Source organism: Cysteiniphilum sp. 19S12-1, from assembly GCF_052030685.1.
Taxonomy (GTDB): Bacteria; Pseudomonadota; Gammaproteobacteria; order Francisellales; family Francisellaceae; genus Caedibacter.
In genome coordinates this window covers 1-10,865 of sequence record NZ_JBQAJM010000006.1, presented here as the reverse complement: position 1 = coordinate 10,865, position 10,865 = coordinate 1, and the positions used below count along the sequence as shown (strand labels likewise).

9 protein-coding genes are annotated in these 10,865 nt (G+C 37.2%); 8 read left to right on the top strand and 1 reads right to left on the bottom strand.

The annotated features are described in order from the left end of the window. Entirely contained in the window at positions 1-1,188 is a 1,188-nt protein-coding gene (locus tag ACTS4L_RS02970; RefSeq protein ID WP_440615180.1) for an ATP-binding protein, read from the top strand. A 28-nt stretch (positions 1,189-1,216) separates the two neighbouring features. Here ACTS4L_RS02970 and ACTS4L_RS02965 read toward each other — a convergent pair whose 3' ends face one another. Then, the gene (locus ACTS4L_RS02965; protein ID WP_440615179.1) at positions 1,217-2,776 is read right to left on the bottom strand and encodes an AAA family ATPase; all 1,560 of its coding nucleotides are present in this window, start codon (positions 2,774-2,776) and stop codon (positions 1,217-1,219) included. 455 nt (positions 2,777-3,231) lie between these two features. Between ACTS4L_RS02965 and ACTS4L_RS02960 the strand changes: the two genes are divergently transcribed. From ACTS4L_RS02960 to ACTS4L_RS02930, 7 genes are all read left to right on the top strand, one after another. After that, positions 3,232-3,978 carry a hypothetical protein gene (locus tag ACTS4L_RS02960; protein WP_440651688.1) on the top strand — a complete coding sequence of 249 codons (747 nt, stop codon included), beginning with the start codon at positions 3,232-3,234 and terminating at the stop codon, positions 3,976-3,978. 107 nt (positions 3,979-4,085) lie between these two features. Further along, complete coding sequence (locus ACTS4L_RS02955; protein WP_440615177.1) at positions 4,086-4,583, top strand: hypothetical protein; 498 nt, start codon at positions 4,086-4,088, stop codon at positions 4,581-4,583. Positions 4,584-4,700: 117 nt separating this feature from the next. Continuing rightward, positions 4,701-7,169: a TcfC E-set like domain-containing protein gene (locus ACTS4L_RS02950; protein WP_440615176.1), complete on the top strand. Its 2,469-nt coding sequence runs from the start codon at positions 4,701-4,703 to the stop codon at positions 7,167-7,169. Positions 7,170-7,177: 8 nt separating this feature from the next. Continuing rightward, positions 7,178-8,197 carry a hypothetical protein gene (locus ACTS4L_RS02945; RefSeq protein WP_440615175.1) on the top strand — a complete coding sequence of 340 codons (1,020 nt, stop codon included), beginning with the start codon at positions 7,178-7,180 and terminating at the stop codon, positions 8,195-8,197. 1 nt (position 8,198) lies between these two features. After that, the gene (locus tag ACTS4L_RS02940; RefSeq protein WP_440615174.1) at positions 8,199-8,705 is read left to right on the top strand and encodes a hypothetical protein; all 507 of its coding nucleotides are present in this window, start codon (positions 8,199-8,201) and stop codon (positions 8,703-8,705) included. 9 nt (positions 8,706-8,714) lie between these two features. Beyond that, entirely contained in the window at positions 8,715-9,287 is a 573-nt protein-coding gene (locus ACTS4L_RS02935; RefSeq protein ID WP_440615173.1) for a hypothetical protein, read from the top strand. 15 nt (positions 9,288-9,302) lie between these two features. Beyond that, positions 9,303-10,865, top strand: a 1,563-nt coding sequence (locus tag ACTS4L_RS02930) for a hypothetical protein (protein ID WP_440651686.1), incomplete at its 3' end; no start/stop codon positions are given.

Genomic DNA, 10,865 nt, shown 5'->3' with positions numbered 1-10,865 from the left:
ATGAATTCGATAATACGCGATGAGATAAAAAGTAGAGCTGATCAATTACAAGAAGAAAATGATACATTGAAAGAAGAAGTTTTAATGTTAAGGCAGGTTATAGATAGTGTCGATGCACATATTTATTGGAAGGATTTGGCAGGGAGAATTATGGGTATCAATCTGCCCAATGTTAAAGCACTTGGGTTCAAAAACAAAGCTGAAGTAGTGGGGCGATATGATAGTGAGCTACAAATTTTAGCTAAAGGGTGTGCTAGGATGATATCCACTAACGATCAGCAAGTTATAAGGCAAGGAGAACCAATGACTTTTGAGGAGTCTACGGGAAGTACTGAATATCTGGCAAAAAAAAACCGTCTAATCAACATGAAGGGAAAAGTTATCGGTTTAGTTGGTGTATCGGTTGATATCACTGAACGTAAAGAAAATGAAAGATTATTAGAACAGCAAAAAAATGAGCTTGAGGCGCAAAAAGCGTGGATTCAAGAGTTTGTGCATAATTTTCATCATGATTTACGAACGCCGATTACAGGTGCTTTATCGAATATCGCCTTGTTAAGAAAGCTGAGCACCAAGATTAAGGATGAGTTATTTCATCGAAGTTTAAGTCTGGTATTGGAGGGACTCAATGCAGTATCGCAAATGACAGATCAGCTATATCTTTATACCAAAGAACCTAAAGGACAAAGCGTGTGTTCTATTGGTATCGATATTGAAAAAATGGTTGAGCAGGAATTAAATATTGCAATGCTTGCAATTGGAGAACGTAATATTGTCCTTGATCACCATTTCACACCGAGAAAAATTCCTCGATTTTATGGTGACTACATCAAGCTTATGCAGATAATACGCAACTTGTTATCCAATTCAGTTAAGTATACGCATGAGGGTAAAATTGAGGTCATTGTGAAAATAATTGAACGTAATAAAGAGAATATATTATTGAGAATTAAAGTTGCTGACACAGGTGTTGGTATTGCCAAAGAAGATAAAGATGATATTTTCAAGATGGGTTATCGCGCTGAAAGGCATCGTAAAAGTGAAGTACATGGTACTGGGTTTGGTTTGAATATGGTTAAGCGCAACCTAGATCAGTTAAATGGCACGTATGGGATAACCAGTGTGGTTGATCAAGGTACTGAGATATGGGTGGATATTCCGTTTAAACTGACAGAAGATGAGAATTAGAAAATAACAATGCCAGACACCGCTTTTTTCATTGCTCAGCCACCTCAAAACCATTGATTGTGCGCTTGTTATGATCAAATGAAATGCCGACTTGATATATGGGCAACTTAAGATGAGTGAATTTAACTGCGTAATCTTTATCAATAATTTGCTGCAGCGCTTTTTGCGCAAGATCTTCGCCATTGCCGACTTTAAACTCAAAAATAATCACCTTATTATTTGGAATAACAATCGACATATCAATACGTCCTTCAGAGGTGTGATCTTCTAGTTTTACCTCATAACCAAGGGCTGCGAAATAGCTGTAAATAATCGCGCAATAATAGCCCTCATAACGGCTCAATGGTGTTTTGGCGTAATAATCATAGGGAATGCTGCTATAAAAGCTTTGAATTGCTTTTTTAAATTGCTGCCAATCATCTGTTAATAAGGCGCGATTAATGGCAAGTTGATTAGCGGTGGCATCTTCTTGTGTGATACCGATTTTGGTAAGTTGTCTATTTAAAGCGGTCTTGACTTCAAAGTTAGGGTAATCCAAGCGATACCAAAGATCTTGACCGAAATGAAATTGTTCTTTAATCGTCAAATAACCGCTTTGTAACATCAATGCAGCAATGGGCATGTTGTTGACATCAATGCTATTTAAGGCATCAGGCGTTGCCTCATAGTGCTCAAGATCAGGAATAATATCGCGGCGTTCGCTAATTAATTTCACCAAGAAACTGGGGGTGCCTGTTTCAAACCAATAGCTTTGATATTTGTTGGCATTGTCAAAAAAAAGCAGAATATCAAACGGATTATACACTTTTTGTGATTCACTACCTGCAAAGTTGTAGCCGTTATACCAGATCTTTAGCTTAACCAGATCGACATCTTTGAGATAATCACCAAAGTTTGTCTCAAGCTCCTGTTGGGTATAACCACATAAATCTGCATAGCGATAATGAAACGAGATATCCTTTAAGTTGTTTAAGCCGCTAAATAGACTGACTTTTGAAAATTTTGAGACACCCGTTAAGAAAACAAAGTGCAAACAGTGATCATTGTCTTTGATCACACTATAAAGCCCTTTTAATATTTCACGGTTTCTAGTGGCTTGCTTAGAGTCACTAATTATATCAAGGATCGGTTTGTCATATTCATCAACTAGAAATACCACGCGTTGTTTATGTTTTTGATAGAGTGCTTTAATCAGTTGGTCAAGTTGCAGGTCGTAGTGCGCGTTGGTATCTAGCTCAATATCGTAAAGTTTGGCATTGTCACTCAACTGGCGCGTGACCCATTGTAGCAATGATGTTTCAGAAAATACCGATTTAGAGCGCCCAAAGCTTAGATGTATTACAGGAAATGTCTCATCAAAATCCCATTTGTCTTCGATATATAAACCTTTAAAAAGCGCGCGTTTACCAAGAAATAACTGCTTTAACGTATCAATCGTCAGACTTTTGCCAAAACGTCGCGGGCGAGATAGAAAGTAGTATTTGCCATTATTGGCAATGTCGTATATGTGTTTTGTCTTATCAACATAAATGGTATTGCCATTAATCATTTCAGCCAGACTGGAGTAGCCTATTGGTAATTTTTTCATCAAATGACAGCGCTTTAGGTAAAAGTGTAATGATTGCAAAGTGTAGCAAAGAATAGGGTGTTTAGAAATAGCAACAAAGAATCAAATGGTTTTGTCACTCTCGCAGGCTGAGCGTCAGTCGAAGCCATGTGGTTGTATTTTTCCCTTCGACTTCGCTCAGGGAACGGTTAGTGCTTTTAGGGAATGGTTGATGCTTTTAGGGAGCTGTTAATACAGTTAAGAACCATATAAAGTTGGATGTAACAATTATCGATACATTTTGTTTATTTTAGATTCATTATTATTCATCTTGTGTGTACAAAACTGCAGTTGCTATGCGTTAGACTTCCTCTCAAGTTTTCAGACAAATGTTTAGTTATGTCATATCAATTTAAATGTAAGTACAACCTAAAATGAGGAACGTAATGATAGTAATTCGCTTAATAAAAAACATTATATTAATAGGCGCTTTAAGTATGACAAGTGTGGCATTTGCAAGTATTGATTTGAATAGTCTTTATGATATTTGGTCTGAAGATAAGCCTATGTTTTCAAAGACTATTTATAATAATGACTCAAGCAAGACGGCGTATGTTAAAATTGAGTTGCTAGAGGTGACGAATCCTTTATCTGAGAACAAAGTTGAGAAACTACTTTCTTCCAAGGAAATGGCAGAAAGATTGTTTGTAACTCCAAGTAGACTTATTATTCCTCCAGGTCGCTCCAAAAATATTCGCTTTTACCATCCCAAAGGCAGGAGTAAAGATCAGATTAGTTATTACCGCGTCAGTATAATGCCAGTATTACCGAAGAAAGAAGATGGGTTTGCAATTACTGACAAAGAATTGTTGGCAGATGGTGAGATATCTGCAGGTGTTGGTATTATGATCGGATTCTCGAGTATATTAGTGGTTCAGCCGCAAAATGCCGTCTATAAGACCTATGTCAAATCCAAAGAAGAGGCTCTTGAAATTCACAATGATGGTAATGCATTGATTGAGGTTGTCGTCAAAGCAAAGTGTAAACCAAAAGAGGAGCGACAGAAGTTGTCTACTGATTTGAAAGCTCTGTATTGTGATGCTAACGATACATTTGAACAAAGATACAAAATATATCCATCGACGCCTAAAATAATAAAAACAGTGCCATTTGCTAATAATGTTGAGATTGAGGTTTTTGAAAATGGCAAAAGTACGCAGAAGCAAAAGTATTCAGTTGTCTAATTAGGTGTTATTTCAATTTTATCAAACGTAAGTTTTAGCCTATCTGGGTAAGGTTTCCACTTGCCTAAAGGTTAGAGCTTATATTATCAAACCAAAAGGAGAATGTTATGTTAAAAACTAAGAAAATCTTACTTGCAGGTGTTATGACCGCGCTATTGGGTAGTACATCCTTTGTCGCTGCAAAAGAGCATGCTACTCATGATGTTGAGCTTGAGATTACTGTAGGTCCAAAAAAATTCGGTGATAAATTTAAGATATCATCTTCGAGCTCTAATGTTCAAAGTTCGATGCAGGCTTCTGATACACGGGGCAGTCACACAATTAGAAACTTTATTGAGTGGACAGAGAGTGTAACAGAAAACATTGGTATAAAAATTAGTACTGGACCTAAGGATGGTTCCTCATATGTTATCGAATCGGGTGCCGATAAAATCCCTGTAGTATTTCATCTCGGAACTACCGAGATTAATGACACGCCTAGTAAGTTTGCGCTAAGCCAAAATGATGCTAAAGATTTAGAGATAACCTATGGAGATGGCTCTACGAGCTATCCATCAGGTACATATACAGGAACCTTTACTTTTAGTATAGAAAGTGATTTCTAGTTAAATGCAAAGCATAATTCATGCATTAGTAAACCTCATACCATTTATTGTCTTGATCTGTGATTTTATTATGGCGAGTTTTCTAATGATAAAAAGTATAATGCGGAGAGTCTTTATATGACACTAAAAAAGCTTAAACGGCTTGTGCCATTTTTGTGGATAGCGTTATTGCCCTTGCCTGTGACGGCGAACTCTCCTGTTTCTTTGGATCCTAAATTCAAAAAAGGCATTGAAGGTCTGGAAACGATCCCAGAAGACTTTGATTCACAATTAGCTGATGCTATTGAAGTCGATGTCTCTATATTAGGCGTTGAATTGGGGCAGCATATGATTCGACTAGATAAAGGTAAGATTTTCCTTGAGTCAAATGATTTGTTTGATCGTGCCAGTGTTCGCCTGAAGGAAGAGGTGCGATTGATCCTAAAGCAATTATTGAGCCAAGGGGTGGACCCCAATCAAGCCGTTGATTGCTTGCCTCTATGGGAGCAAAACGGTTTGTGTCAGCGCAATTTACCTTTTATGATGATGCAATTAGATTTAAATAGTATACGTTTGAAGTTATGGTTGCCAGCTGAAGCATTTAGCTATCAGTCGCAGCAAAATGATAAATATCTTAGCGCGCCCGAGGTTAGTCATCTAAGCTCATTCTTCGGTTATCGATTTAACTTTAATTATGCAGATCATCGTGACACCAATTATTATCTTGAGCTTGATAATGCCACAGGCTATGGTCGTCAGCATTTAAATAGTAGTGTGTTTTTGCAGAAAAACCGTCGACGCAGTGATGTGCGAGTGAATAATGTCTATTGGCAATATGATAAAGAGACTATGTATTCACGTGTAGGTTATTTTAACAATGCTAATTTTTACAGTGGTCAGAATACGTATAGCTTGAATTATGCGTTTAATGGCACAGGTGTGATTGGCGAGCTAGGTAGCTCTGATAATTTATCATTGTCATCGCAAAAAGCATCACTTATTCCAATACCTTTGTTTATTAATGCCAATTCAGTAGTCAATGTCTACAAAGATGGTCGCTTGATTTCGGTGCAGAATTTCAGTGCAGGCAATCACTTATTACAAACAGAGAGTTTTCCAAGTGGCATTTACCCTATCAGAATTGAGATTACTGAGGCAGGTCAAGTCGTTCAAACAAAGACAGCGATGATCAATAAACCCTCGTCTTTATCAAAGCTTCATGATAATAATCAAAACTATCGTGTATGGTTAGGTATTGTCGCCAAGAATCAAAAAACAGCAATCAAGGCACCTTACTTGGGAGGTAGTTTTGCAAGCGCGATCAATAAGACAACGATTATGAATTTTGGTGGTTATGGGGTAAATAACTTGGCAGTTGCTGAATGGGATACCGAAATTTATTTGCCTTTAAATACACAAATAACGCAAACAGTAGCTCTAGACTCAGGCGCTAACTATGGTTATAACCTGCAGTTGTCTAATAGCTATTTTAGATATTTTTCAATGAGTGCTTGGTACAATACAAACAGCAAAAGTCAGAATGCGTATAGCCCATTTAAATCACGTTACAATAGAATTGGGCTATCACCTTATCTAAATTTAGAGCCGATCAAGTTGGGGTCAATCTCGGGTACTTATAGTTATAGTTTTCATACGAAGAGAGATAATCTCAATGCGTCGTATTTTCATACGTTGTATCAGCGACATAACTGGTACGTTAATGCATCGATAAGTTATTCTAGAAGTTTCCAAGGAGAAGGAGAGAAGCAGAATAATTATGCCTTTATGCTCAATGTTTCTTATAGATTTGGTAGCGGTAATACGCTGAGTGATTACTTGCGTTATTCACCGAGTGATAAGCAGATTTCAAATGGCTTAAGCTTAAGACCAAATGTGGAGAATCAGCATATAAAATATGTCAATGCCAATGTTGATTATCGTAAAAATTATGCCAGTGGTATGTTGTCAACTAATCTCACCTCAAGTTATTTGCAAGGTGATTTAGCAACGTCGGTGGTTAGTCAAGATCATCATGAGAACTATTCTGCCTCAGGTAGTTTGTATGGTGGCATAAGTCTCACGCCACAAAGTGTCGCGCTGCACAATGAACATCGTAGTAAATCGGGCGTGATTATTCATCTGGATACAGAAGATAAAAAACATAAGATGGCAGCGCAGATTAATGGTGTCAGTTATCCGATTTATAAGGGAGATAACTTCATTGCATTGCCCCATTATAAACAATACAAGGTCTCATTGAGTGATCATCAAGATGAGTCGCAATTACTTAAGTATTCAGATAAGCATGAGTTTGTTAGTCTTTATCCTGGTTCTGTTTATTATCTGTCAAGAGCAGCATTTGCAGTGGTTGAGGTTGTTGGTCAAGTGGTTGATAACAAGGGCAATCCGATTCGCGGCGCCAAAATATCAAGCTATGGTGATATCGCAACTTATAGCGATGAGTCAGGATTTTTTGTCACAAGTGTGAGTAAGGTAAAACCTGCGTTAACGATTGCAACGAAAGCCGAGAAATGTGCTTATGATTTAAATGCAAATGAAATAACAAGTGCTCAACCTGGTTATTGGGTTGGTGCATTTACGTGTTGAGGTGTGTGATGGTAAGAAAATGTTCTAGTATATTGATTGGATATTTACTAATAAGTAGTGTAAATGCCAGTGTGGTAAGTGTTGATGTGGATTTTTTAAATAAAAGTATTAGCAAAACTAATAATGGTAATGAATTTACTCTAAAAGAGTTTGACAAAAAACTGAGTTTTTCTGCTGAAAAACTTTCTTTATCTGGGACGCTAGGAATAGATTTGAATGGTTTCTTTCAGTATGTTTGTACTTGGACTGACGCCTACAATAGGGTTTGTTCAGATTATTACGATCATCTCTTGTTTCAATCTTTTACAATAAAATGTGGCAGTAATGAGTTGAGTGGTAGACTTTATTCTGATAGTAATAGTTTTTCGATTGGTGGGAAGAATCTTAAGCCAGAAGATCAAGCCAAGGAGTTTCACCTTATCAGTCAAACGAATTATACAATTAGTAAACTATATGTTGAATTAGATAATATTGAGATGTTTAATTCGCTAGGTACTAACAAGTGCGAAGGTCAGATAAAGATTAGTGGAAGTATTTCGCTTGCCGAATATTCTAAAAACATAGATAGTAAAGGAAATAGGTCGCTTACAGGTAATTATAAAGAAATTATAGTTAATACCCCACTGCAATTAAAACTTAACTTTTTGCCCTATATAAGTGCAGGGAACTCGACATATGCAACCACACTCAAACAAAATAATAGTTCTGGTGACTATAGTGCAACGGTTAATGTGGCTTATGTTACTAATGCCAATAACGTTATAGTCAAACTTAAAAGCTGTGACAGTGATCAAGGTAGATGTACTTTGAAAGATAGTGATGCAAAAAACCGCATTCCATTGACATTGAAAATAAATGATCAGGAATTGAAGCCGCAGACGGATCAAAATCAATCTATCGCTATACGGGCTTCCAATGAACTAAATGTCGATTTACTTGCGGCTGCAGCTGCGGTTAAACAGGCAAAGCCCGGCACGTACAAAAATAAGACGGTGCTTGTACTGACGGCAGATTTTCAGGAAGGTTGAGATGAATAAAATAATAATAAAATGGGCAGTACTTTTGCTATTTCCTTTAGGTTGTACCGCTTCTAATCAATATGATTCCAATAAAGCCGAGATTACCATTGATAGCACACTTGAAGTGGAGCCTTGGTTTACTGTTGACGTCAATGATAGCAACAGTATTAATTTCACATCACAAGTAAAGGCGGTTACCCAAAACTGTTCGGTAGCTAATGAGTCTGACTATGTTTATGCAGGTAAATCGCCAACAATAAGCTTTTCAAGCAATATTCCTGATCCTAAATATTCCATAGAATGTGGTGAATCGACAATGAGTAATACTTCAAATACGATTACTGCGCATCGTTTCCTTTGCATAGAGAATAAAGCGGTGCCATTAACTCTAAATCGTAAGAAGAAAGTACCACAACAAGGTACTGAAGTTTTACTTTTAATTCACAAGCGGGATATACCTAATCAAAGCAGTGTCTATAAAGGGATGCTTACTTGTAATGTTTCAGTAGACTATTAGGTGGTAGCAATGATGCGAAAAACGATTATTTTTTTAAGTGGAATACTCTTAGCAATTGTATCCGTTGGGAGTTCACCTCCATCACAACAGGTTCAGTTTAATTTAACGCTTGACACTAGGACAATGCCAGCGGTTAAAGTTGATTTGTCGAGCACATATTTAAATATAGGGCAGCTTACGCTTAATAATGACAGGCTACCTGTTTTTACATCACAAGAAATAAAAGGTCAAGTGTCACTAGCGCATAGTAATAGACTTGATGTTTCACTGACTTGTCATAATCAAGATGATTCTGGAGCTTGTGCTTTAGTTCCAGCAGATAATAAGGAGGGGAAATGTCCAGCTTGTAAAATAAAGTATCAGGTTTGCCTAGCAATTGATCGTAACATGGATCCTTGTAGTGATCATTTAGCTAACCAGACAATTAGGGTTAACAGCAGCACTTCTTTTGGTGAGAGCACAATGCCATTTACTGTGTATGTCAAAGGTAGTGGGGGCGATCTTATTAAATTGGGTTCAAACAGTGAAAAGTATGTCGGAAGTTTTTCGCTGACATTTAGAGCAAGTTTTTTTAACACATAATAAGGAAAAAATAACATGAGAAAAAAAAGTGTATATGTTTATGTATTATCGGGTTTAATGGGTATGACTAGTATCGGTTATAGCGATAATATTAACACTAATGAAGTTCCAGCTAGCTATTCTTTGCATGATGGGGTATTAGATCAAGAGTTTAATGATAAAGTAACAAAACAAACATATCATAAAAATGAATTAGATCGGCTGCTATCTATGCATGAAGGCCATTTGTGGCTTCGATCAACTGAAGGGAAAGCTTGGCTAGTAAGCCATGTTGGTCATAACTGGTTTTTATCAAATTCGTCGGTCGTTAACGATTGGTTAGATACAGAAGATGCAAAAGCTTGGATGTCAGAACCTCAAGGGGAGAAATCAATGACTGCAAAAGTAAATTCTCTCTCGGATCAAAAAGCGCTTAACTTGAATTATCCAGATACTAAAGGATGGCCAAATTTCTCGACTATTCTTGGTTATGGAGTATCAGGAGTTGGTGGTGTTGCCGGCTACAAATACTATGATGGTGGCGTGAAACAAAAACTTGGTGCAGGCACTGCAATGGCAATAGCTGGATTAGCAGTTCTTCAAGTAACTCAATCAGCATTCAATGCTTGCACTAGCTTTCAATCACCCTTGGATAAAGTGCTAATAACAAAAGCAGGGCAAAAATGGTTGTATACCAAAAGTGGTATTGATTGGTTATTGAGTCCACAAGGTTCTCAGTGGCTTACGGCTGCAGAAGGTCAAGATAGATTAAGTCTTTTGGATGGGAATAAAAATGGTCATAGTGTGGCAAAGGATATTATACATAATGAGAACCTTAACGAAGCCAGTAAAGTCGCAAAAGAAATGGAAAAAGTACTACTTGAGAAAGTCAAGGCAGCAAATACAATCTCGGGCTATTGGTATGCATCTGATTTAGATCAATTTTTATCTACTTATGTGGGTGGACTTTGGTTGGCAAGTGATACAGGAATACAATGGCTACAGACTTATGATGGCAGTCAGTGGCAGGTCGATTCAAAAGGGGAGATGAGGTCAATTTTTATCCAGTGGTTAAATAAAAATGTAACTTTAGAATTTATTAAAAATAGTAGAGGTTTACAAGATCTCATTCTTGAGCATATTGAAAATATGGATAATCATGATGATTCCAACTTCTGGTATTATGATTCCGACTTATCGCAATTTATATCCTCAAAAGCTGCTGGTGTGTGGCTAACAACAAAAGTTGGCAAAGAATGGATGCAGAGTAAACAGTGGCAAAACTGGCTCAACAGTGTGCGCAATGGCTATGTGTGGGAGCATGCCGTTATTAGATGGTTAAATACACCAGCTGCTAAAGAATGGATAAACTCAGAGAATGGTAAGTCGCAATTTGAGCAGATGTACAATCAGTTGAAAAATCAAAAATGTCAAACTGCGGTAAAGAACACACGAGCTGGAAAAATATATTTTAAGGAAGCTAAGAAACCTAAGGAAACCAAAGAAACGGAAGATCCTAAGACAAGCAATACAGGTACTGGTGATAATAACCAACCGTCGAGTGATTCTAATGGAGCCCCAAGCAATACAGGTACTGGT

Coding starts and splice junctions, on each gene's coding strand:
- ACTS4L_RS02950 (WP_440615176.1), top strand. CDS start 4,701: ATGACACTAAAAAAGCTTAAACGGCTTGTGCCATTTTTGTGGATAGCG.
- ACTS4L_RS02970 (WP_440615180.1), top strand. CDS start 1: ATGAATTCGATAATACGCGATGAGATAAAAAGTAGAGCTGATCAATTA.
- ACTS4L_RS02935 (WP_440615173.1), top strand. CDS start 8,715: ATGATGCGAAAAACGATTATTTTTTTAAGTGGAATACTCTTAGCAATT.
- ACTS4L_RS02965 (WP_440615179.1), bottom strand. CDS start 2,776: ATGAAAAAATTACCAATAGGCTACTCCAGTCTGGCTGAAATGATTAAT.
- ACTS4L_RS02945 (WP_440615175.1), top strand. CDS start 7,178: ATGGTAAGAAAATGTTCTAGTATATTGATTGGATATTTACTAATAAGT.
- ACTS4L_RS02940 (WP_440615174.1), top strand. CDS start 8,199: ATGAATAAAATAATAATAAAATGGGCAGTACTTTTGCTATTTCCTTTA.
- ACTS4L_RS02955 (WP_440615177.1), top strand. CDS start 4,086: ATGTTAAAAACTAAGAAAATCTTACTTGCAGGTGTTATGACCGCGCTA.
- ACTS4L_RS02960 (WP_440651688.1), top strand. CDS start 3,232: ATGACAAGTGTGGCATTTGCAAGTATTGATTTGAATAGTCTTTATGAT.